Source organism: Winslowiella iniecta (assembly GCF_001267535.1).
Lineage (GTDB): Bacteria > Pseudomonadota > Gammaproteobacteria > Enterobacterales > Enterobacteriaceae > Erwinia > Erwinia iniecta.
The window spans coordinates 154,696-177,502 of the sequence record NZ_JRXE01000003.1 but is presented as its reverse complement, the minus strand read 5'-3'; the positions used below and the strand labels follow the sequence as shown (position 1 = coordinate 177,502).

The window sequence follows — 22,807 nt, the reverse complement described above, 5'->3', positions numbered from 1 at the left end:
CTCTCCCCCTGACTGCGGGGGAGAGACTTAATTTTTTCACAGGAAGCCTGAATGCAACGCAATATCACGCTGGACTTTATTCGTGGTCTCGCCGTTCTCGGTATCCTGTTGCTGAATATCAGCGGTTTTGGTTTACCCTCCGCCGCTTACCTCAATCCCGCCTGGCGCGGTATGCCTGCTGTCCATGAGATCTGGACCTGGGCTACGCTCGATCTGCTGGCACAAATCAAATTTCTGACGCTGTTTGCCATCCTGTTTGGCGCCGGATTGCAGATGCTGTTGCCGCGCGGTAAGGGCTGGTTGCAGTCACGCCTGACATGGCTGGCTATTTTCGGCTTTATTCACGCGGTGTTTTTCTGGGAAGGCGATATCCTGCTGGATTACGCGATTGTTGGCCTGATCGCCTGGCGCATGATCCGCGATGTGCCTTCAACCCGTTCACTGTTTAATACCGGTGCGCTGCTGTATCTGGTGGGCGTTGCAGTGTTGATTGTGTTCAGTATGATCTCCAGCGGGAAAGCGAACAGCTCCTGGCTGCCAGGTATTGCCGATCTGCAATATGAATCATTCTGGAAGCTGGCGGGTGGCTGGGAAGCGGTGCAGAACCGTCTCGATCACCTCTCTTCCAGCCTGCTGGCACTCGGCGCGCAGTATGGCTGGCAACTGGCAGGATTAATGATGATTGGCGGCGCATTGATGCGTAATGGCTGGCTGAAAGGCGAATTCAGTCTTGCGCATTATCGTCGCACCGCATGGGTGCTGATTGGCATCGCGTTCCTGATTCAGATTCCGGGGATCTTTTTGCAGTGGACCCTGCGCTGGGATTTTCGCTGGACCGGATTTTTGCTTCAGGTACCGCGCGATTTAGCCGCGCCGCTACAGGCAATCGGCTATGCTGCGCTCTGCTTTGGCTACTGGCCATGGCTGGCAAAACTGAAAATCACTCAGGCTATCTGCTGCGTCGGACGCATGGCGCTGACTAACTATCTGCTACAAACGCTGATCTGCACCACTTTGTTCTATCGCTTTGGCTGGTTTATGCAGCTTGACCGCCTGGCGTTGCTGGCGGTGGTGCCGGCGGTATGGGCTGCCAATATTCTCTTCTCGCTGTTCTGGCTGCGCCTGTTTCGTCAGGGGCCGATGGAGTGGTTGTGGCGTCAATTGACCCGTCTCGCTGCCGGAAAACCCGCCGACCATTCCCGCGTCGGATAATGACCGTCATCACAAAGGTGACACAATTGTATGTAACCGTTTTCATCAGTGTGATCTGATTCACGCTGTCATCCCTTTACGCCTGACAAAATAGCCGACAGAAACACTTCAGATGTCGGAAAGAGCGATGCGATCAACTATTTCAGGGTCAGGCGTTCATGATAACAATCCGTGATGTGGCGCGCCTTGCGGGCGTTTCCGTGGCAACGGTTTCTCGCGTGCTGAATAACAACAGTGCAGTCACTGCTGAAACGCGTGAAAACGTGTTACAGGCTGCTGCATCATTAGATTATCGTCCCAATGCTAACGCCCAGGCGCTGGCGACCCAGGTCAGTGACACCATTGGCGTGGTGGTGATGGACGTTTCCGACCCCTTTTTTGGCGCGCTGGTCAAAGCGGTCGATACCGTCGCCCAGCAGATGAACAAGCATGTACTGATCAGTAACTCGTGGCATCAGGAAGCGAAAGAGCGTCATGCGATTGAAGTGTTGATCCGTCAGCGCTGTAACGCGTTAATTGTGCATGCAAAAATGCTGTCAGATGCGGAATTAGCCAACTTTATGGACCAGGTGCCGGGCATGGTGCTGGTTAACCGCATTGTGCCGGGCTATGCCCATCGCTGCGTCTGTCTGGATAATGTCAGCGGTGCGCTGATGGCGACGCGTATGTTGCAGCAGCAGGGACATACGCGCATTGGCTATCTCAGCTCTTGCCATCCCATTGAAGACGTGACGCAGCGGCGCGACGGCTGGCAGCAGGCGCTGGCCGAGCAGGGCATTGCGCCGCCGGAAGGGTGGATTGCCAGCGGCGAAGCCGATTTGTCGGGCGGTGAAGCGGCGATGGTCGAGCTGCTCGGGCGCAATCAGCATCTGAGCGCGGTGTTTGCCTATAACGACAGTATGGCTGCTGGTGCGCTCACCGCATTGAAAGATAACGGTATCCTGGTGCCGCAACAGGTTTCCATCGTCGGTTTTGATGATATTCCCATCTCGCGCTATACCGATCCGCAACTGACGACGGTGCGCTATCCTATTGTTTCCATGGCAAAACTTGCCACTGAACTGGCGCTGAAAGGTGCGGCAGGGCAGCTCGACCATACTGCTCAGCACTGTTTTATGCCGACCCTGGTGCGTCGACATTCGGTGGCGCAGCGACAAACTGTGGAGCCGGTCACTAATTGAAGCGATTTACCCATGTAACCGTTTTCAATCTGTGAGTAAATTCACAGTTAATTAACATCGTGCTCTCTATGATGACAGCGCAATGCAGCGGCTGAAACATAATGTAACGCGTTAATCTTTCGGGTTACTGCGTCCCTCTCGCCACTGCAAAACAGTTCTGAATATCTGGTCCTGGAAGTATTACCGAATAGGGAAGTCAGGTTTGTGACAGCACGCCGTTGGCTTTGCGTACCTGTTTTTCACAGTTGCGCGTTGCCGAGGGTTAATTACCGATTGTCTTATTCTGATCACCACGCGGTGACAGAACAGGACTGAGAAATACCCTGCTAAAACCCGGAGATAATATGAATAAGAAGGTTTTCACGCTTACCGCCCTGGTGGCCAGTATGATGTTTGGCGCAACGGCACACGCAGCAGATACGCGCATTGGCGTCACTATCTACAAATATGACGATAACTTTATGTCTGTCGTGCGTAAAGCGATTGAGAAAGAAGCGAAAAATAGCCCGGACGTTCAGCTGTTAATGAATGACTCGCAGAACAGCCAGTCTACTCAGAACGATCAGGTTGATGTACTGATGGCGAAAGGCGTTAAAGCTCTGGCCATTAACCTGGTTGATCCGGCGGCGGCGGCAGTGATTATCGATAAAGCCCGCTCGAACGATGTGCCGGTGGTGTTCTTTAACAAAGAACCGACGGCAAAAGCGCTGGCCAGTTACGACAAAGCTTATTACGTCGGTACTGACTCCAAAGAGTCTGGCGTGAAGCAGGGTGAGCTGATTGAGAAACACTGGAAAGCCAATCCAGGCTGGGATCTGAACAAAGACGGACAGATTCAGTTTGTGCTGCTGAAAGGTGAACCGGGCCACCCGGATGCGGAAGCACGTACTAAGTATGTCATCGACACGCTTAATAAAGATGGTCTGAAAACCCAGCAGCTGCACTTAGATACCGCCATGTGGGATACCGCACAGGCAAAAGATAAGATGGATGCCTGGTTATCCGGCCCGAACGGCAACAAAATTGAAGTGGTGATTGCCAATAACGACGCGATGGCAATGGGTGCAGTAGAAGCGCTGAAAGCGCATAACAAATCCTCGATTCCGGTGTTTGGTGTTGATGCACTGCCCGAAGCACTGGCAATGGTGAAATCCGGGGCGATGGCCGGTACCGTACTCAATGACGCGGATAACCAGGCGAAAGCGACCTTTGATATGGCGAAAAACCTTGCAGCAGGCAAACCGGCTGCCGAAGGCACTAACTATAAGCTGGAAAACAAAATCGTTCGTGTTCCTTACGTGGCGGTTGATAAAGATAACCTGTCTCAGTTCGTGAAATAAAACCAGCGGGGCGCAGAGTTATTCTGCGCCCATGCATGACTCTTTCAGCCAGGTAAATTATGGCCAGTGATAAAACCCTACCGCAGCGTGAATTCCTGCTGGAAATGAGCAATATTAATAAATCATTTCCTGGCGTGAAGGCACTCGACAACGTCAATTTAAAAGTTCGGCCGCACTCTATTCATGCTTTGATGGGAGAAAACGGCGCGGGCAAATCGACGTTATTAAAATGCCTGTTTGGCATTTATAAAAAAGATTCGGGGAGCATCCTGTTTCAGGGTGAGGAAATCGATTTTAAAAGCTCCAAAGAGGCGCTGGAAAACGGCGTATCAATGGTGCATCAGGAACTTAATCTGGTTTTACAGCGTACGGTCATGGATAACATGTGGCTTGGCCGCTATCCGCGTAAAGGGCTGTTTGTCGACCAGGATAAAATGTATCGCGATACCAAAGCGATCTTCGACGAACTGGATATTGATATCGATCCGCGTGACAAAGTGGCGGGACTTTCTGTTTCGCAGATGCAAATGATCGAAATCGCCAAAGCGTTCTCTTACAACGCCAAAATCGTCATTATGGATGAGCCGACCTCTTCGTTAACGGAAAAAGAGGTAAACCACCTGTTTACCATTATCCGTAAATTAAAAGATCGTGGCTGCGGCATTGTTTATATCTCGCACAAAATGGAAGAGATTTTCCAGCTGTGCGACGAGATTACCATTTTGCGTGATGGTCAGTGGATTGCTACCCAGTCGCTGGAAGGGCTGGATATGGACAAGATCATCGCGATGATGGTGGGGCGTTCACTTAATCAGCGCTTCCCGGATAAATCCAATGTGCCGGGCGAAGTGATTCTTGAGGTGCGTAATTTAACCTCGCGCAGCCAGCCTTCAATCCGCGATATCTCTTTTGATCTGCATAAAGGCGAAATTCTTGGTATCGCCGGGCTGGTAGGGGCAAAACGTACCGATATCGTTGAGACGTTATTTGGTATTCGCGATAAATCCGGCGGCACCATTAAGCTGCACGGTAAAGCGATTAATAACCACAGCGCCAATGAAGCGATTAACCACGGCTTTGCACTGGTCACCGAAGAGCGCCGCTCAACCGGTATTTATGCTTATCTGGATATCGGCTTCAACTCGCTGATATCCAATATCCGTAAATATAAAAACAGCATTGGCCTGCTGGATAATCGCCGGATGAAAAGTGATACCCAGTGGGTGATCGATTCGATGCGGGTAAAAACGCCGGGGCATCATACTTCGATCGGTTCACTGTCTGGCGGGAATCAGCAAAAAGTGATTATTGGTCGCTGGTTGTTAACCCAGCCAGAGATATTAATGCTGGATGAGCCGACGCGGGGTATTGACGTCGGGGCCAAGTTTGAAATTTACCAGCTGATCGCAGAACTGGCGAAGAAGGAGAAGGGGATTATTATCATCTCTTCTGAAATGCCGGAGCTGTTAGGGATTACCGACCGGATACTGGTCATGAGTAATGGCCTGGTTGCAGGCATTGTCGAAACCAAAACTACCACGCAGAACGAAATATTGCGTTTAGCGTCGTTACACCTTTAATGATGTAAGGGCTGTTACCATGAAAGCTGTTAATAAGAAAAATGCGCTCACCTGGTTAAAAGAAGGCGGTATCTACGTCGTCTTGCTGGTTCTGCTGGCAATTATTATTTTCCAGGATCCCACTTTCCTCAGTTTAATGAACCTGAGTAATATTCTGACGCAATCTTCAGTACGCGTGATTATTGCACTGGGTGTTGCCGGTCTGATTGTTACGCAAGGGACTGACCTCTCGGCAGGGCGTCAGGTTGGCCTTGCGGCGGTGGTGGCGGCCACTATGTTGCAGGCGATGGACAACGTGAATAAGGTTTTCCCGGGCATCGATACCATTCCGATTCCGTTGGTTATCCTGACCGTTTGTCTTATCGGTGCTTTTATTGGCCTGATTAACGGGATTATTATTGCTTACCTGAAGGTCACGCCGTTTATTACCACACTGGGCACCATGATTATCGTCTATGGCGTTAACTCGCTGTATTACGATTATGTTGGTGCTTCACCGATTGCTGGTTTTGATTCGGGCTTCTCGACCTTTGCTCAGGGCTTCCTGCGATTCGGTGACTTTAAGCTCTCTTACATCACCTTCTATGCGATTATCGCGATTATTTTCGTCTGGATTTTGTGGAATAAAACCCGCTTCGGTAAAAACATTTTTGCCATCGGCGGTAACCCGGAAGCGGCGAAAGTGTCTGGCGTGAATGTGCCGCTTAACCTGATTATGATCTATGCGCTGTCGGGAGTGTTTTACGCTTTCGGCGGGATGCTGGAAGCCGGGCGTATCGGCAGTGCCACCAATAACCTCGGCTTTATGTATGAGCTGGATGCGATTGCTGCCTGCGTGGTGGGGGGCGTTTCCTTTGCCGGTGGTGTCGGTACCGTGGCAGGTGTGGTGACCGGGGTGATTATCTTTACGGTAATTAACTACGGTCTGACCTACATCGGCGTTAACCCTTACTGGCAGTATATCATCAAGGGCGGCATCATTATTTTCGCCGTGGCGCTGGATTCGCTGAAGTATTCTCGTAAAAAATAATCATTGCGCTATTGGCAGGGGCGGTGTTTTCGCCGCCCCTGCCGAGGGTTAGCACTCTTTATGCCATCAGTAGGGGAGCCGAAAACGGCTCCAGAAATAACCTCGCCCCTGGCAATATCCCCGTGTCCCTGCTATTTCTTCTCCAGCTTCTGCTGCAATTCCAGCAACTGCTCGGGCGTGACTGCCGGGTAGCTTTGCGCATTCTCCGGCACTTCATGTATCGCCGGGATCGGCACTAACGGGCCGAGAAAACGGGGTTCGCGCTTCATCAGATAGAGATCCGCCAGTGCGCCAAGTCGCGCACCGACTTCACGAAAACGAATAGTCAGCATATTTTTGGGCGACGGCACGGCATAACACTGCGCCTGAATGCCCATATGCAGGGCAATAAACAGCGCGCGTTCACAGTGGAAGCGCTGCGTAATAATTATGAAATCATTGGTATCAAACACTTTGCGCGTACGCACAATCGAATCGAGGGTGCGGAAACCCGCATAGTCCAGCACGATATCCGCAGGCTGAACGCCAGCGGCAATCAGGTCGCGCCGCATAGTCATCGGCTCGTTATAGCTTTGCAGCGCATTGTCGCCGCTCAACAACAGATAATTCACTTTGCCACTGTTATAGGCGTTGATGGCTCCCTGCATCCGGTAACGGTAGTACTGATTAACCCCGCCAGTGCGGTAATACTTGGCCGTGCCTAATACCACGCCAACCTGACGATGGGGCAGTGAGGTTAAATCGTCGTAGACATAGGGGGCGGTTTTCCAGCTAATCCAGCGATCGAGGCCGAGCGCGGTCACTACCATCAGGGCAACGATGATAATCAGACCATAAATCAAGCGTTTCAACATGCTCAGCGGCGCTCTGTCTGGCAGGTAACAGGATAATTTAAGGCTACTTGAGCCGCTGCTGTGAAGCAAGCACAGCAGCGTCAGTCGCCGCATTTTTAGCCATCTCCGGGCGCGTCAGGCCCGGATCAGGGGATTAAATCGACGTGCGACGGTAGTTACGGTATTGCGGCAGCCAGAAGTTGTTAGCGATCGATTTCGACAGCACATCTTCTGACGTGACTACCGCGACGCCAGCCAGCTGAGCGGCTTTACCCACCGCCATGGCGATCAGTTTCGATACGCCCTGGATATCTTTGATTTCCGGCAATACTGCGCCGACGCCATCATTCGCCAGTGGAGAGCATTCAGCCAGCGTACGGCTTGCCGCCATCAGCATGCTGTCGGTGACGCGAGTTGCACCGGAAGCGACCACACCAAGGCCGATGCCAGGGAAGATATAGGAGTTATTACACTGGGCAATCGGATAGGTGACGCCTTTCCAGCTTACCGGCGAGAACGGGCTACCGGTTGCGACCAGCGCTGCGCCATCGGTCCAGGCAAGAATATCCTGCGGCGTGGCTTCAACCCGTGAGGTTGGGTTGGACAGCGGCATCACAATCGGGCGCGGGCAGTGCTTGTGCATCTCGCGAATAATCTCTTCGCTAAACAGACCCGGCTGACCCGAAACGCCAATCAGGATATCCGGCTGCGCATTGCGCACCACATCCAGCAGCGACAGTGAATCAGTGCTGACATCCCATTTGCTGAGGTTTTCGCTTTTCTGCACCAGCTTGCTCTGGAAATTAAGCAGGTTAGGCAGTTTGTCGGTCAACAGACCGAAGCGGTCGACCATAAACACGCGGGCGCGAGCTTCTTCGTCGCTCAGTCCTTCCGATTTCATCTGGGCGATAATCTGCTCGGCAATTCCACAACCGGCGGAACCGGCACCGAGGAAGACCACATTCTGATCGCGTAGTTTGCTGCCGGCCGCGCGGCTGGCGGCAATCAGCGTACCCAGCGTGACCGCAGCGGTACCCTGAATATCGTCGTTAAAGCAGCAGACTTCATCGCGATAGCGCTCCAGCAATGGCATCGCATTTTTCTGGGCGAAATCTTCAAACTGCAACAGCACATTTGGCCAGCGGCTTTTCACTGCCTGGATAAATTCGTTAACGAAGGCATCGTACTCTTCGCCGGTAATGCGCGGATGACGCCAGCCCATATACAACGGGTCATTCAGCAGCTGCTGGTTATTGGTACCAACATCCAGTACTACCGGCAGGGTGTAGGCCGGGCTAATGCCGCCACAGGCGGTGTACAGCGACAGCTTACCAATGGGAATGCCCATGCCGCCGATCCCCTGGTCGCCGAGGCCGAGAATACGTTCGCCGTCCGTCACCACAATCACTTTTACGTTTTGTTTGGTGGCGTTTTGCAGCATATCCTCGATATTGTTGCGGTTCGGATAAGAAATAAACAGACCGCGGGCGCGACGATAGATTTCGGAGAAGTGTTCACATGCAGCACCGACCGTCGGGGTGTAGATAATCGGCATCATCTCTTCGAGATGATTATCCAGCAGCCGGTAGAACAGGGTTTCGTTAGTGTCCTGAATATTGCGCAGGTAGACGTGTTTATCGTTATTGTTTTTGAAGTCCTGGAACTGACGCCAGGCGCGTTCGGCCTGCTCTTCGATGGTCTCTACGGTTTCGGGTAACAGGCCGCGGAGATTGAAATCATTACGTTCTTCAACTGAGAAGGCGCTGCCTTTATTCAGCAGCGGAAATTCCAACAGAATAGGTCCGGCGTAAGGAATATATAACGGTCTTTTACTCTCGTACTCGAGTTCCATTTAAAAACAGCCTCTGGCTCAATGACATTGTGTGCCCACGATCCTATGAAAAAAAGCGCAGAAGTACAGCTTTTGTTAATAACAGATTACAAAAGCTGCGATCTTTCTCGAGGTATTGCGGGAATGCTTACGGTTTTTGCAACTCAACGCAGCGAATATGCTGGCAGCCTAACGCCTGAAGCGTGGCTTCGGTCGCCTGGCGCTGAATCAGTTTGCCGTCGGGACTTTCGGCCAGCACGGCACGCGTAATCTGCGTGCAGCTTTCGCCGTGCATATTCAACAGAATCAGTGCGGCCTGTAATGGCGGCAGGCTGGGGTTGAAGGCGGCATTTTCGGCATAGCGACCGGCATAAATCTGCCCGCTGGCACTTTCCAGCGCCACGCCGCTGTGCGCATTGCTGTAAGGCGCATGGCTGTGACTGGCGGCGTTAATTGCCTGCTGTTCCAGCGCGTCGCCGCTGAGGTGATAGCCATGATCGACAGGATCGAGCAGCAGGGTTTCAATCGCCAGATCGCGCGGACCAAAGGCATACGGCAGATAGTCGCCCAGCGTCGCCGGCTGGCGGCCAGGTAAATAGATGCGCAGTGCGGTGCCGCTGTTCAGCTCATTCATAAACTGGCGACAGTGGCCGCAAGGCGAGTAGTTGACGGTGATGGCTTCCAGCGCCAGCTCGCCACTCAGCCAGGCGTGCGTCACCGCGCTTTGCTCGGCATGCACGGTTTGCTGCATGGTGGCGCCAGCAAACTCCATATTGGCACCAAAATACCAGCTACCGCTTTTGCCACGCGCCACCGCGCCGACATTAAAGTCCGACAGCGGTGCCAGCGCACAGGCGGCCGCTAACGGCAGCAGCGCGAAGGCCAGCGCATCTTCATCCAGTGCGGTTTGTTGTTTGATTGCCGCAATCTGTTCCGGGCTAAAACGGGCGCTGAAATCTTCAGCATCAAGGATCGGCTTCAGTGCAGACTGTAATTCGGGCGACAGGTCGGCAAAAGCGGATTGAAAACGTGGATGCATTGAGTGCCTCTCATTAGCGTTGTTGGCAACGGATTTTACGGTGCAATCAGGAGGTTATATGTGATCTATGTCGCTCTATCAATGCAATCTATGAAAGTTGATGCTGAATTGCGAGATCTCTCGCAAGTTTTAACGCAGCAGGTGCAACAAAATCGGGAAGATAAAGGGTGCCAGCAGTGAAGTGATAATGCCGCAAATCACCAGAGCCAGTGAGCTGAACGCGCCTTCCTGAAAATCAAGCTCGGCGCAGCGTGCAGTACCCAGCGCATGCGAGGCGTTGCCGATAGCGAGTCCACGTGCGGCTTTACTGCGCACCCGCAGCAGCCTGAGCAGCATATGCCCGAAAACTGCACCTAATACCCCCGCCAGTAATACGCAGATGGCGCTAATGGCAGGAATCCCGTGCTGCGAGTCGGAAACCGCCATGGCAATTGGTGTAGTCACCGATTTCGGCAGAATCGTCGCGGCGATTTCCGGTGTTGCGCCGAGCCACAGGGCGATAGCGGTGCCGGAGATCATCGCCGTCAGGCTGCCGATAAAGCAGACGCTGATGATTGACTTCCAGCGGGCACGGATTTGATGCATCTGTTCATACAGCGGCACGGCCAGCGCCACCACCGCCGGTTGCAGCAGATGATTCAGTATTTCGCTGCCCTGAAAGTAGCGCGCGTAGGGCATATTAATCAGTAACAGTAGCGGAATAATCACCGCCATCGAGACCAGCAGCGGGTTCAGCAGGGAAATTTTAACCTTCGCCGCCAGCAGCCGTGAGGCAAAGAATACGCCAAGCGTCAGCGGCAGTGACCACCAGATATCACTCATCGGCGTTCCCCTTGTGCATCCGTTGGGCGGTGACACCGACAATCACCAGCACCATCAGCGTGCTGACTACGCAGGAAACCACAATCGGGCCAAACTGGGCGCTAAGGATATCGGTATAGCTCATAATGCCGACGCTGATGGGGACAAACAGCAACGCCATATAGCGAATCAGCAGATGGCTACCGGGCTGAACCCAATGCACCGGCAGAATCTGCAATGCCAGCAGCGAGAACAGCAGCAGCATGCCAATGATACTGCCCGGAATCGTCAGCGGCAGCAGGGATGAGATGCCATTACCGGCATATAAGCAGAGATAAATAATGATAAAGGCGCGAAGATAACGCCAGCTGACAGATAACACGCTGAGCATAACAAGCTCCTGAGCGGGCGGCGCAGAATACCAGTAGGGGAGCCGCTTTCGGCTCCCGTCCTGATGACAGGCAGAGTGCAAACATCCGGCACGGGCGGCGATAAACGCCGCCCATACAGCAATCTTACTTAACCTGCTGACCCGGCTGTGCGCCGCTGTCCGGGCTAAGCAGGAAAATATCCTTACCGCCAGGACCCGCTGCCATCACCATCCCTTCCGAGATGCCAAAGCGCATTTTGCGTGGTGCCAGGTTAGCAACCATCACGGTCAGACGACCTTCCAGTACGGCTGGGTCAGGATAAGCCGCGCGAATACCGGAGAACACCTGACGGGTTTCACCGCCTAAATCCAGCGACAGACGCAGCAGCTTGTCGGAACCGTCCACCAATTCCGCTTTCTGAATCAGCGCAATACGCATATCCACTTTGGCGAAATCGTCAAAAGTGATAGTGTCCTGAATCGGGTCGTCCGCCAGTGGGCCGGTCAGCGCCGGTTTAGCGGCCGCCGCTGCGTCCTCTTTTGACGCTTCAATCAGGCCGTTAACTTTGTCCATTTCGATACGGCTGTACAGCGCTTTAAACGCGGCAATATCGTGGCTCAGCAGCGGCTGATGAATACCTTCCCAGCTCAGTTCGACATTCAGGAAGGCTTCAACACGCTCTGCCAGCGATGGCACAACCGGTTTCAGCCAGGTCATCAGTACGCGGAACATATTGATGCCCATGGAGCAGATCGCTTGCAGGTCAGCATCGCGGCCTTCCTGTTTCGCCACCACCCACGGTGCCTGCTCGTCGACATAACGGTTTGCCAGGTCGGCCAGCGCCATAATCTCACGGATAGCGCGGCTGAACTCGCGGCTGTTCCACGCTTCACCAATGCTGGTTGCCGCATCGGTAAAGGTTTTATACAGCGCCGGATCGGCCAGTTCGTCGGCCAGTTTGCCGCCGAAACGTTTGTTGATAAAGCCGGCATTACGCGAGGCCAGGTTAACCACTTTATTAACGATATCGGCGTTAACACGCTGGACAAAATCTTCCAGGTTCAGGTCGATATCATCAATGCGCGAAGAGAGTTTCGCCGCGTAGTAGTAACGCAGGCTGTCGGCATCCAGATGCTGCAACCAGGTGCTGGCTTTGATAAAGGTGCCGCGCGATTTCGACATCTTGGCACCATTCACCGTCACATAGCCGTGAACAAACAGGTTGGTTGGCTTGCGGAAATTGCTGCCTTCCAGCATCGCTGGCCAGAACAGGCTGTGGAAATAGACGATATCTTTGCCGATAAAGTGATACAGATCGGCATCTGAATCTTTATTCCAGAACGCGTCAAAATCGATGTCGCCACGTTTATCACACAGATTCTTAAACGAACCCATATAACCAATAGGTGCATCCAGCCAGACGTAAAAGTATTTGCCCGGCGCATCCGGGATTTCAAAGCCGAAATACGGCGCATCACGGGAGATATCCCACTGTTGCAGGCCGGATTCGAACCACTCCTGCATTTTATTCGCCACCTGCTCCTGCAGCGCACCGGAGCGGGTCCACGCCTGCAACATCGCACTGAATTCTGGCAGATCAAAGAAGAAGTGCTCAGAGTCACGCATTACTGGCGTGGCACCGGAAATCACCGACTTCGGATCAATCAGTTCGGTTGGGCTGTAGGTCGCACTGCACACTTCACAGTTATCGCCATATTGATCGGCGGCTTTACATTTCGGGCAGGTGCCTTTAACGAAACGATCGGGCAGGAACATGCCTTTTTCCGGATCGTACAGCTGTGAAATGGTGCGATTTTTAATAAAACCATTTTCTTTCAAACGGCCATAGATCAACGATGACAGCTCGCGGTTTTCGTCGCTGTGCGTCGAGTGATAGTTGTCATAGCTGATGTTGAAGCCAGCAAAATCAGTCTGATGTTCCTGACTCATTTCGGCGATCATCTGTTCCGGTGCAATGCCCAGCTGCTGAGCTTTCAGCATGATTGGCGTGCCGTGCGCGTCATCTGCACAGATGAAATATGCCTGATTGCCGCGCATTCGCTGGTAACGGACCCAAATATCTGCCTGGATATGCTCGAGCATGTGGCCGAGATGGATAGAACCGTTGGCGTACGGCAGTGCGCACGTTACCAAAATTTTTTTCGCGACTTGAGTCATAAGAGAACTTGCTTTCTTCTGGTTTGAAAAGGACTTCTGATGTTAACCGAAAGGCCGACCCTGCGTAAACAAGGGGTTTGACGCACGGGCAGTAAAGCTGAATTTTCTTGCATCTGGTATGATTAATCACAGGTCTGTCTGACAATAACCATCAAGCTATCAAGGAGCCGGGATGAATTCACAATCCCAAGGTCCACACTCACCTGACACCCTGCGTGCCATGGTGATGGGCGTGTTGACCGCATTTGAACATCCGACGCTACAGCACAATCTGACCAGGCTGAAAGCGCTACATCATGTGGCACTGATGGATAACACGCTGCATATCGAACTGGTGATGCCGTTCGCCTGGCAGAGCGGTTTTGAGGTGCTGAAAGAGCAGTGCAGTGCGGATTTATTGCGTATTACCGCTGCCAGCGCGATTAACTGGCGTCTGAGCCACGATATCGCCACGCTGAAGCGGGTGAAAAATCATGCCGGGGTAAACGGCGTCAAAAATATTATTGCCGTCAGCTCCGGCAAGGGCGGGGTGGGCAAATCCAGTACCGCAGTGAACCTTGCGCTGGCGCTGATCGCCGAAGGAGCCAGAGTCGGTATTCTTGATGCGGATATCTACGGCCCCTCGGTACCGAATATGTTGGGCACGGAAGATCAGCGGCCAACCTCACCTGACGGTACGCATATGGCCCCGATTATGGCGCACGGCCTGGCTACCAACTCGATTGGTTATTTGGTCACGGATGATAATGCCATGGTGTGGCGCGGCCCGATGGCCAGCAAAGCGCTGATGCAGCTACTGAATGAGACGCTGTGGCCGGAACTGGACTACCTGATTCTGGATATGCCACCGGGTACCGGCGATATTCAGCTGACACTGGCGCAAAACGTGCCGGTCACTGGCGCACTGGTCGTCACCACACCGCAGGATATTGCGCTGATCGATGCGCGTAAAGGCATTGTGATGTTTGAAAAAGTGCATGTCCCGGTGCTGGGCGTGGTGGAAAATATGAGTATGCATATTTGCAGCAACTGCGGCCATCATGAAGCGATATTCGGCAGCGGCGGCGCGCAGCAGCTGGTGGAACGCTATAACACCCGCCTGCTGAGCCAGTTACCGTTACATATCACCTTACGTGAAGATCTGGATAGCGGTGTGCCGACCGTCGTGCGTCGACCGGAGAGTGATTTTACCGCGCTTTATCGCCAGCTGGCGGGCGCTGTAGCGGCACAGCTCTACTGGCAGGGTGAGGTGATTCCGGGGGATATTGCTTTCCGGGCGCTGTGATCAGTTTGCTACGGGTGGAGGATGCTCCACCCGTAGCAATTATGCCAAGACAAAATGCATTAACAAATACTCTCCCTGTGGACTCTCGCCGCGCGAAATTACCTTCCAGCCATGGTGCAGATAAAACTGGCACGCCGCCTGATTCGCCGTCAGACACTTTAATGCGCCGGTTGAACTAAAGCGCTGTTGCACCGCATGCAGTAACGCGCTGCCGATGCCCTGACGCTGCGCCTGCGGATCAATAAATAAGCTGTGCAGGAAATTATCGTTATCCAGTAGTGCAGCAAAACCGAGGCGATGGCCATCCCGTTCCGCGACCAGAATCGTTTCCCCCAGCGTAATAGCGTCAAAATCTTCCAGTCGCCAGTCGTTGCTGTCCAGCCAGTGCCAGCTGGCTTTGCGCGCGGCTAAAAACAGGGTACGTAAAAACGGACGGTCAGTTTCGGTAAAAGGGCGAATATGCACGGCTTTCTCCTGAATATGCAGCGACTTATCAAACTCACCACTATAATAGCTCAGGGAAATGAATTGTTTTCTGCCGCTGCAATCCGTGCGCCGCGCATTTCAGTAAACTTTCGACACTGATTTCTGGATTTTCTTTTACTCGGCGCACGACAATGCTTACCATTTAACTCTGTCCGGCCCGGCTATTGGGATTTTTGATGCGCTCTCTCGTCACGTTATTACCGTTGATCACCTTACTGGCTGCCTGTAGCAGCAAACCGACCCCGCCTGAAACGCCAGCATCGGGTAATCCTTTCCGTGGCGATACCCGCGGCGGATTTTTACTTGAGCCTTCCCATGCCATTCATCCGTTAGGCGGTGATTTTGCCGGTAACCCGGCGACCGAGCGTTTTATCGATAAAATGGTCAGCAAGCATGGTTTTGACCGTCAGCAGCTGCATGATGTGCTGGCACAGACCAAACGCCTCGATTTTGTGCTGCGTCTGATGGATCGCCAGGCTCCGAGCTATGGGCCGCCATCCGGGCCGAACGGCGCATGGATCCGCTACCGTAATAAATTTATTACCCCGGATAATGTGCAGAACGGCGTGGCATTCTGGCATCAGCATCAGGATGCGCTGACGCGTGCGTATCAGGTGTACGGCGTGCCGCCAGAAATTATCGTCGGTATAATTGGCGTCGAAACACGCTGGGGACGCGTCATGGGCAAAACCCGCATTATTGATGCGCTGGCGACCTTATCATTTGCCTATCCACGCCGTGCCGAATACTTCAGCGGTGAACTGGAAACGTTCCTGTTGATGGCGCGAAAAGAACAAGACGATCCGCTGGATCTGCGCGGTTCTTACGCCGGTGCGATGGGCTACGGTCAGTTTATGCCGTCATCCTTTAAAGACTATGCGGTTGATTTTAACGGTGATGGTCATATTAATCTGTGGGATCCGGTTGATGCCATCGGTAGTGTGGCTAACTACTTTAAACAGCACGGCTGGCAGAGCAATCAGTCAATCGCCATTCCGGCCAGCGGTCAGGCACCAGGGCTGGAAACCGGCTTTAAAACCCGTTACAGCCCGGCTACGCTGGCGGCTGCCGGACTGCGACCACAAGCGCCGTTGCAAAATAACCAACAGGTGAGTTTGCTGCGTTTTGATATGGGCACCTCGTATCAGTACTGGTATGGCTTGCCGAATTTCTATGTGATTACCCGTTATAATCACAGTAATCACTACGCGATGGCGGTGTGGCAATTGGGTGAAGCGGTGGCGCTGGCACGGTAAGAAAGTGACTGGAATATGCCACGGGTGCCGAAAACGGCTAATGCCTTAAGCCTTTCTGGTACCCCTTGGCACGGGCGACGTTCTCGCCGCCCGTGCCAAGGGGTAGCATCCTGTATGCCATCAGGACGGAAGCCATTTCAGCGCTGGTAAAAAATATTGCCATCAAACGCTTTCAGAATTTTGCCGTCACTGTCGCTAATCAGCACGTAATTAGTTCCCATATAAGTCCAGTGACTGCCGGCCTCCGGGGCTGGCAGATTACGCACCTGCCATTTTTTAATCGAATATTTATCACTGCGATAAAGCGCCGGGGCAGTGTCGCCGAGGGTAAAGCGGGTAAAATCAGCGGTAAATTCGCTTATCTCATACGACTTATTTTCCGTCGGCGGTGTCACCACGGTTGGGGCGGCAAAACTGGCGCTGGCGGTTGCCAGCAGTGTCGCCAGAAGCATTATCTTTGTCTTAGCCATACAGTCTCCAGTGAGTTAGCCGATTCCATCAGCCCGATTTCCTATCATTTCGTCAGTCACACTCAACAGGCAAGGGTAAATGTGTGTTGAAGGATTACAGCGGGTTAGCGCGTCCACCTTGCCGGGTAATGATGACGATAAGTTTACAAAGGCAGACTGGCGCTTTATCCTTATCACCTGCTGGCGCAAGCGCCAGCGACAATTTAGTGATTGATCAATGACTCGGGGTGCCGTCTCTTCATCAGAGACCGGCTGAGAATTACCCGTTGAACCTGAACTGGATAATGCCAGCGTAGCCATGGCAATTATTCAGATTAAAATCAAATGATTACTATCAATTCCTGTCCCGTTTTGTTCAGCCGTATCTCAAAGAGGCTCACCAAATGGGACACAAAACTATTCGTCACACCATCACACGCAACGGCATTTACTACGTCCGCTTTCGTCTGCCGGGTAATACGTATTTTCGTAAGTCACTTGAAACAGACAGCTACACCCAAGCTCATTTGATAATGTCGTTTGCTTCTCCTGTAATTCACATGGTGCAAAGCGGTGCTATCCAGCCGGATCATTTTTCTGCTCGCCTTACTAATTTCTCCAACCGCTTGAAACAGCAAGCTGATCAATGGGTAGCTCTGCAATTTCTCAATGATGAGTACCGTCATGCTCAAACTCAGTCAATAGAACTGCATGAATGCCGAGATGCGGTCGCTCCCGTGGTAGATGCGGAACAAAATAAAGTTGCCGAACCAACAGACGTTTTAACTCTTGCTGGAGCATGGAACATGTACAGAAGTGAGAAGGAACGTAACTGGACTAAAGCGATCACCCAAGCCAACGAGCGTTTTATGGAAGTGTTGCTTGTTGTCTTAGGAGGGGAAACTGATGTTGCGAGCATCACCAAGCAGGACATAAAGCAAGTGATGGAAATTGTGGAAAATCTGCCGAAGCGAGTTGTTCAGCCATATCGTTCAATGACCATTCAACAGTTGATCGAATGTGATGATGTTCCACCGGATGAATTGGTGGGAACTGAGGCCATTCATAAACATCTCAAAATATACAAATCTTTGTTCAAAACTTTCCTAACTGACAGTAAAGACATCCTAAAAAAATCGCCAACAGATGGAGTTGTAGCAGCACCAACAAAGGAAAGATTCGGTGCTTACAGTGCGGCAGAAATGCGTAAATTTGTGGGTTGGGCACTCAAGCAGCCAGATGGATGGGAGAAGTGGATCACATTGCTGCTTGCATATACTGGAGCCAGAAGAGGTGAGATAGCCAAACTGGAGAAGTCACAGGTCAAATTTGACGAAGATAGCCAGCGGCACTATCTGTTGATAGCGGAGGGGGGACAAGGAAAAACCGAAAACGCTACAAGGCAGGTTGTGATCCATCCCAAGTTAATTGAATGGGGCTTCCTTGATTTTGTTAATCGTCAGTGGAAGGAAAAAATCTTCTCACCAGTGGCGGGTAAGAATATGCCAAAGATTGGCAAGGTTTTAGCTGATGTCCGAGATCAACTTGGGATTTCGTACCTTGACGACTTTGGACAACGCCGGCTTGTGCATAGCTTCCGTCATTCTGTTTGCTCTGCTGCAATGGCTGGCTGGGTCAGTAACATTCATCATCTCCAGCAGACAGTTGGTCATGAGAAGAGCGGGGGAATAACTAAGCGCTATCTGCATATATTTCCCATATCAACGATTTGCTATGTGATAGACGGTTTGAGTTGGACGAGCTAACAAATTGCAATTTTTGATAGTGCAGCCGCACTTACTGTGCGTTAAACATACCTCACCCAGTAAAATTGCACTGAAAGGAGTTGTGGGGCGGCTTTTCTGAATGGAAGCTTAATTCTCTGATTCATGGAGTTAGTGATCAATGTATAAAGATTTTTAACCTATTGATACTAATCAGAGTTTCTTCTTTACTTTTCAATCAATTGATACTATGTCAAAATTGGACTAAGGGATGAACAAATGGATCAAATCAATGAATTTCACAGCAATTGACCTATTCTGCGGTGCGGGTGGGTTGACATGCGGTTTAAAAGAAGCTGGCTTTAAAGTTATCGCAGGTGTTGAGCTTGAAGCTGTTGCTGCACGAACCTACAAAACTAACCATGCCGATCATATTCTCTATGAAGCTGATATTCGCTCGTTAAACCCTCTAAAAATTATGGAGGAATTGCAGTTCAAACCTGGAGAGTTAGATTTATTAGCCGGTTGCCCTCCATGCCAAGGCTTCTCATCTCATCGTACTCGAAACAAATGTACTTCTGTTGAAGATATTAGGAATGACCTTATTTTTGATTTAATGAGATTTGTGAGGGCGTTTGAACCTAAAACAGTTATGATCGAGAATGTTCCTGCTCTGGCTAAAGATGAGAGAATTATTAAGGTCATTGACGAACTACATGATCGTGGATATGTGATTGGCGAAAAAACATTGCAAGTTAAAGATACCGCTTGTTATGGCGTTCCTCAACGCAGAAAAAGAATGATCCTTATAGCATCTAAGTTTGGTTATATCGATGAGCCTATTAAAGTAGCTTCCCCGAAGACAGTAAAAGATGCAATCTCTGATTTTCCTGTTCCTGGTGAAAGTAATGATATTCTTCATGACTTTATCCCGAATAGATCCGATAAAATTAAAGCCATGATAAGAAATATTCCTAAAAATGGTGGTTCGAGATCAGATTTACCGAAACAGTTATGGCTGCCTTGCCATTTGAAAAGTCCAGATGGATATAAAGATGTTTATGGACGAATGTCATGGGATAAAGTTTCCCCAACTATTACTGGTGGGTGTACCAATCCTTCAAAGGGACGTTTTTTGCATCCTGAACAAGATAGATCTATCACATTGCGTGAGGCCGCCGCGCTTCAAACATTTCCAAAAAACTATGCTTTCTCGCTGGATAGAGGCAGAGAGTTTGCTGCGCTAATGATCGGCAACGCATTGCCACCTGCTTTTATTTGTGCACATGCAACTAAGATCATTGAGCATTTGGATCAATTAGGAAAACAGAATAGGGAATAACAACATGTCTGATTACGAAATGAAGTTTGATCCTCATACGATAGAACATCTCGGCGTGAAAATGTATTCTACGCTTCCTCCAGCTCTTGCTGAATTGATTTCAAATGCCTATGATGCCGATTCCGGGAATGTTACTCTCGATTTTTGGGAAGTAGGCAGTAACAAATTTATTAGTATTAAAGACGATGGCACAGGGATGAGTGCCACAGATATTCAACAACGATTTTTAGTTATAGGTAGAAATAGACGTCGACATGATGGTGATAAACCTACACCACGGTTTGGGCGTTATGCTACAGGCAAAAAAGGTTTGGGGAAATTAGCTCTATTCGGTCTCGCAAAAGAAATAACTATTGATACCGTTAAGGATGGAAAAAGAAATAGATTTATACTTGATTGGAATGAATTACTTGATGCTGATGGTGTATACAATCCAAAAGTAGAGTTATCTGACGAACCTACAGATGCATCAAATGGGACGACGATCAAATTATCCAAACTTAAACGACAGTCGCCATTTGATCTTGAAGCGATTGCTAACAGCCTTTCAAAAATATTTATCGTTGACGATAACTTTAATATAAATCTTAAAGATCAACATGGTCATGTTGTATCAGTAAATAATGCTCGTAGGTATAGTGGTTTTGAGCAGCAGTTCGAATGGGATGTTGATTCTTTGGTAAAAGATGACAGCCCTTATAAAAATAAATTGAAAGGTACATTGTATACTTCACGAACTCCTATTAGACCCAATTCTGGTTTAAGAGGGATTTCGCTGTTTTCACGTGGGAAGCTCGTTAATAACCCTGAGTTCTTTTCAAATAGTACATCGAGCCATTTCTTTCAATATTTGACTGGATGGATATCTGTAGATTTTATTGATAATCTTGATGATGATGTCATCTCAACCAACCGGCAGTCCATTGATTGGGATAATGAAGAAATGGCTCTTCTTCGTGAATATCTCTCAACAATCATCAACCAAGTTAATAATGATTGGAGAAATAAACGGAAAGAGAAGAAGGAAAAAGAACTTGAGGTCACAACTGGTATAGATACTAATCAATGGATGAGTACTATGCCTGAGGATATTAGGCAACAAGCATCAAAAATTATAGATTTTCTTGGTGAAGAGGATGCGCTGGAGAAGTACAGCCCTGTAATTGAAGCGCTGCATACATTAGTACCAGAGTATCCTTTGCTACACTGGAGATATTTGAATGATAAGATTAAAGATAGAATAAAAGTATTTTACACGAATAAACAATATGGAATGGCTGCGGATCAGGGAACGAAAATATATTGTGAAGTTATTCGTGAAATAACTGGTTTGTCTCTTGATGGTACGGAACTTGTTAATTTGGTTTTTTCACCGAAGGAGCCAGTTATAAAGTTATGTGATACTTCAAATAAAACAGGGATGAGTATTCAAAGTGGACAACGTTCACTTTCCCAGGGCGTTATTGAGTCTTTTAGAAACCCTGCTGCCCACATGCCTTTGGATAAATTAGTGCCTGAGCGGTATTCTGAGCTGGATTGTCTAAACGTTTTGAGTTTAATTTCTTATCTTTTTGAACGGATGGACGGTGCTGAAATCATAAAAGAGAAAGAAGCTGAGTAGTTGATAATTAATTTTTTAAGATAGCGAAGCATACTTATGGCTAAGTGTATGCTTCGTTAACATTATCTTCTTAATGTTTTTTGACTGGGTGCTTATTATTGTAAATGTTGCCGCCTAATAGTGTCTAAATTACATTCATTTCATCAACTGATTCAAATTTTTGCTAATAACTCCTGTGGTAATATGATTATTTTTAATGATAGCGTTATTTAGAATAATTCACGTAATACTACTCAGGTTATTAGTGGCTATTTTGGGTGTATTGGATGCAATCTGGATGCCAAGGGAAAATTACATTAATACGTATTTTTTTAATAATTAGTTAGAGCTGCCTCATGGGTATTATTCATATGTGGCATACATCTAAAGAAGGGTTAACAAGCATCATTAGTTCACGTGGAAATCTGCTGGGCAGGGCATAATCTTTTTCAACCTTTTGTGGTTTTCTTTCTTAAATATCAGTAGCTTAAATTTATACTTCCTTTCCAGATCTAAGTCGCCACGAAGTTTAGCGCGGCAGCGGTGAACAACGCTCAAATCAGACGCAGAGCGTTACGGCAGCACACCCGCAGTTAGTGACCGCTGATAGCATCGGCAGAGCATCAACACAGCGCCCTGGCAGGACGACCCTAAGAGCAGGAAAAATTACTCAATCACCCATTAAATCAGGCTATTTAGGGGGGTATTTAACATAATAGATGTTACCGGAACCACACTGTTTGTGTGGTTTTGTATGTGTAAGCGTTCCACCCGGTGACGACTCACTAAGGCACGATTACCACCATGATCCAACTGATAGCGCCCACTTTGATGGCAAATTATCTTATTCAGGGATTTCGTTGGACTTTCGACGCACGGCTTCGAATTTCCAGTTTCAGGCCGTTGACTCGTTCCGGGTTACTGATAGCACATTTCTATCACTTTACCTTCCGGCAGCGTGGAGCATGGTGTCATCGACTCAGTGATCTGCGGTTCGCGGTTCGGCTGCTGGTCATTTCGGTGATCAATTTGTTGATATGTCCGGTTTGGTTTGTGGTTCGCCGTTTCCGGGTGCGTCCATCAACGCAGGGTGCAGCCAATGACGGTGATCAGTCCAGACACCTTCATCATAAGTCATCATTATAGGCCGTCAGGCTTCATCTAAGCACCTTAGCGAGGCGATCACCAACAATCCAGGACAATACAGCCAGCGCAATAGGTGCGTGTGTGTGTGGCTGGCAGGCCGTCAGGATTGGGGATTGTCAGAAT

The 22,807-nt window shown here is 50.0% G+C and carries 18 protein-coding genes and 1 riboswitch; of the genes, 10 read left to right on the top strand and 8 right to left on the bottom strand.

Translation table 11 applies throughout. The features are described from left to right. The first annotated feature begins 51 nt into the window (after nucleotides 1-51). The 5 genes from yeiB to mglC all read left to right on the top strand — a co-directional run bounded on the left by yeiB (nucleotide 52) and on the right by mglC (nucleotide 6,343). Entirely contained in the window at nucleotides 52-1,212 is a 1,161-nt protein-coding gene (gene yeiB, locus NG42_RS03050) for a DUF418 domain-containing protein YeiB (protein WP_052897718.1), read from the top strand. Between the two features lie 158 nt (nucleotides 1,213-1,370). Further along, entirely contained in the window at nucleotides 1,371-2,393 is a 1,023-nt protein-coding gene (gene galS, locus NG42_RS03045) for an HTH-type transcriptional regulator GalS (protein ID WP_052897716.1), read from the top strand. 344 nt (nucleotides 2,394-2,737) lie between these two features. Beyond that, a complete protein-coding gene (gene mglB, locus NG42_RS03040) occupies nucleotides 2,738-3,733 on the top strand; it encodes a galactose/glucose ABC transporter substrate-binding protein MglB (protein ID WP_052897714.1) in 996 nt (331 codons plus the stop codon). Between the two features lie 59 nt (nucleotides 3,734-3,792). Then, nucleotides 3,793-5,313: a galactose/methyl galactoside ABC transporter ATP-binding protein MglA gene (gene mglA / locus NG42_RS03035; protein ID WP_052897711.1), complete on the top strand. Its 1,521-nt coding sequence runs from the start codon at nucleotides 3,793-3,795 to the stop codon at nucleotides 5,311-5,313. Nucleotides 5,314-5,332: 19 nt separating this feature from the next. Continuing rightward, nucleotides 5,333-6,343, top strand: coding sequence for a galactose/methyl galactoside ABC transporter permease MglC (gene mglC / locus NG42_RS03030; protein ID WP_052897708.1), 1,011 nt, complete (start codon nucleotides 5,333-5,335; stop codon nucleotides 6,341-6,343). A gap of 131 nt (nucleotides 6,344-6,474) precedes the next feature. Here the strand turns inward: mglC and sanA are convergent, their stop codons facing one another. From sanA to metG, 6 genes are all read right to left on the bottom strand, one after another. After that, complete coding sequence (gene sanA, locus NG42_RS03025) at nucleotides 6,475-7,197, bottom strand: outer membrane permeability protein SanA (RefSeq protein ID WP_052897800.1); 723 nt, start codon at nucleotides 7,195-7,197, stop codon at nucleotides 6,475-6,477. Between the two features lie 133 nt (nucleotides 7,198-7,330). Next, nucleotides 7,331-9,028 carry an NAD-dependent malic enzyme gene (locus tag NG42_RS03020; RefSeq protein ID WP_052897705.1) on the bottom strand — a complete coding sequence of 566 codons (1,698 nt, stop codon included), beginning with the start codon at nucleotides 9,026-9,028 and terminating at the stop codon, nucleotides 7,331-7,333. Nucleotides 9,029-9,155: 127 nt separating this feature from the next. Then, nucleotides 9,156-10,046: a cytidine deaminase gene (gene cdd / locus NG42_RS03015; protein ID WP_052897703.1), complete on the bottom strand. Its 891-nt coding sequence runs from the start codon at nucleotides 10,044-10,046 to the stop codon at nucleotides 9,156-9,158. Nucleotides 10,047-10,175: 129 nt separating this feature from the next. Continuing rightward, the gene (locus NG42_RS03010) at nucleotides 10,176-10,868 is read right to left on the bottom strand and encodes a CidB/LrgB family autolysis modulator (protein WP_052897700.1); all 693 of its coding nucleotides are present in this window, start codon (nucleotides 10,866-10,868) and stop codon (nucleotides 10,176-10,178) included. Then, a complete protein-coding gene (locus tag NG42_RS03005) occupies nucleotides 10,861-11,238 on the bottom strand; it encodes a CidA/LrgA family protein (RefSeq protein WP_052897697.1) in 378 nt (125 codons plus the stop codon). The genes NG42_RS03010 and NG42_RS03005 overlap by 8 nt, the downstream gene beginning before the upstream one ends. 124 nt (nucleotides 11,239-11,362) lie before the next feature. Beyond that, a complete protein-coding gene (gene metG / locus NG42_RS03000) occupies nucleotides 11,363-13,396 on the bottom strand; it encodes a methionine--tRNA ligase (protein ID WP_052897694.1) in 2,034 nt (677 codons plus the stop codon). 172 nt (nucleotides 13,397-13,568) lie between these two features. Here metG and apbC point away from each other — a divergent pair, with 172 nt between their 5' ends. Then, entirely contained in the window at nucleotides 13,569-14,681 is a 1,113-nt protein-coding gene (gene apbC, locus NG42_RS02995; protein ID WP_052897691.1) for an iron-sulfur cluster carrier protein ApbC, read from the top strand. Nucleotides 14,682-14,720: 39 nt separating this feature from the next. Here the strand turns inward: apbC and NG42_RS02990 are convergent, their stop codons facing one another. Continuing rightward, nucleotides 14,721-15,146 (bottom strand): GNAT family N-acetyltransferase, encoded by a 426-nt coding sequence (locus tag NG42_RS02990; protein ID WP_052897688.1) that lies wholly within the window; start codon nucleotides 15,144-15,146, stop codon nucleotides 14,721-14,723. Nucleotides 15,147-15,343: 197 nt separating this feature from the next. Here NG42_RS02990 and mltB point away from each other — a divergent pair, with 197 nt between their 5' ends. Beyond that, nucleotides 15,344-16,423 (top strand): lytic murein transglycosylase B, encoded by a 1,080-nt coding sequence (gene mltB / locus NG42_RS02985; RefSeq protein ID WP_052897685.1) that lies wholly within the window; start codon nucleotides 15,344-15,346, stop codon nucleotides 16,421-16,423. Nucleotides 16,424-16,560: 137 nt separating this feature from the next. On the opposite strand, the gene NG42_RS02980 is transcribed toward mltB, so the two are convergent. Then, nucleotides 16,561-16,893: an RcnB family protein gene (locus tag NG42_RS02980; RefSeq protein WP_052897683.1), complete on the bottom strand. Its 333-nt coding sequence runs from the start codon at nucleotides 16,891-16,893 to the stop codon at nucleotides 16,561-16,563. 213 nt (nucleotides 16,894-17,106) lie between these two features. Beyond that, nucleotides 17,107-17,209, top strand: a riboswitch (TPP riboswitch). A 67-nt stretch (nucleotides 17,210-17,276) separates the two neighbouring features. On the opposite strand from NG42_RS02980, the gene NG42_RS02975 reads away from it, so the two are divergent. From NG42_RS02975 to NG42_RS02965, 3 genes are all read left to right on the top strand, one after another. Further along, the gene (locus NG42_RS02975; RefSeq protein ID WP_052897680.1) at nucleotides 17,277-18,638 is read left to right on the top strand and encodes a tyrosine-type recombinase/integrase; all 1,362 of its coding nucleotides are present in this window, start codon (nucleotides 17,277-17,279) and stop codon (nucleotides 18,636-18,638) included. A 229-nt stretch (nucleotides 18,639-18,867) separates the two neighbouring features. Beyond that, nucleotides 18,868-19,938: a DNA cytosine methyltransferase gene (locus NG42_RS02970; protein ID WP_052897677.1), complete on the top strand. Its 1,071-nt coding sequence runs from the start codon at nucleotides 18,868-18,870 to the stop codon at nucleotides 19,936-19,938. Nucleotides 19,939-19,942: 4 nt separating this feature from the next. Then, nucleotides 19,943-21,559 (top strand): TIGR02391 family protein, encoded by a 1,617-nt coding sequence (locus tag NG42_RS02965; protein ID WP_052897674.1) that lies wholly within the window; start codon nucleotides 19,943-19,945, stop codon nucleotides 21,557-21,559. Nucleotides 21,560-22,807 lie beyond the last annotated feature (1,248 nt).

Excerpts from the sequence above, each read along its gene's own strand:
- yeiB (WP_052897718.1), top strand. The coding sequence starts at position 52 with ATGCAACGCAATATCACGCTGGACTTTATTCGTGGTCTCGCCGTTCTC.
- galS (WP_052897716.1), top strand. The coding sequence starts at position 1,371 with ATGATAACAATCCGTGATGTGGCGCGCCTTGCGGGCGTTTCCGTGGCA.
- mglB (WP_052897714.1), top strand. The coding sequence starts at position 2,738 with ATGAATAAGAAGGTTTTCACGCTTACCGCCCTGGTGGCCAGTATGATG.
- mglA (WP_052897711.1), top strand. The coding sequence starts at position 3,793 with ATGGCCAGTGATAAAACCCTACCGCAGCGTGAATTCCTGCTGGAAATG.
- mglC (WP_052897708.1), top strand. The coding sequence starts at position 5,333 with ATGAAAGCTGTTAATAAGAAAAATGCGCTCACCTGGTTAAAAGAAGGC.
- sanA (WP_052897800.1), bottom strand. The coding sequence starts at position 7,197 with ATGTTGAAACGCTTGATTTATGGTCTGATTATCATCGTTGCCCTGATG.
- NG42_RS03020 (WP_052897705.1), bottom strand. The coding sequence starts at position 9,028 with ATGGAACTCGAGTACGAGAGTAAAAGACCGTTATATATTCCTTACGCC.
- cdd (WP_052897703.1), bottom strand. The coding sequence starts at position 10,046 with ATGCATCCACGTTTTCAATCCGCTTTTGCCGACCTGTCGCCCGAATTA.
- NG42_RS03010 (WP_052897700.1), bottom strand. The coding sequence starts at position 10,868 with ATGAGTGATATCTGGTGGTCACTGCCGCTGACGCTTGGCGTATTCTTT.
- NG42_RS03005 (WP_052897697.1), bottom strand. The coding sequence starts at position 11,238 with ATGCTCAGCGTGTTATCTGTCAGCTGGCGTTATCTTCGCGCCTTTATC.
- metG (WP_052897694.1), bottom strand. The coding sequence starts at position 13,396 with ATGACTCAAGTCGCGAAAAAAATTTTGGTAACGTGCGCACTGCCGTAC.
- apbC (WP_052897691.1), top strand. The coding sequence starts at position 13,569 with ATGAATTCACAATCCCAAGGTCCACACTCACCTGACACCCTGCGTGCC.
- mltB (WP_052897685.1), top strand. The coding sequence starts at position 15,344 with ATGCGCTCTCTCGTCACGTTATTACCGTTGATCACCTTACTGGCTGCC.
- NG42_RS02980 (WP_052897683.1), bottom strand. The coding sequence starts at position 16,893 with ATGGCTAAGACAAAGATAATGCTTCTGGCGACACTGCTGGCAACCGCC.
- NG42_RS02975 (WP_052897680.1), top strand. The coding sequence starts at position 17,277 with ATGGGACACAAAACTATTCGTCACACCATCACACGCAACGGCATTTAC.
- NG42_RS02970 (WP_052897677.1), top strand. The coding sequence starts at position 18,868 with ATGAACAAATGGATCAAATCAATGAATTTCACAGCAATTGACCTATTC.
- NG42_RS02965 (WP_052897674.1), top strand. The coding sequence starts at position 19,943 with ATGTCTGATTACGAAATGAAGTTTGATCCTCATACGATAGAACATCTC.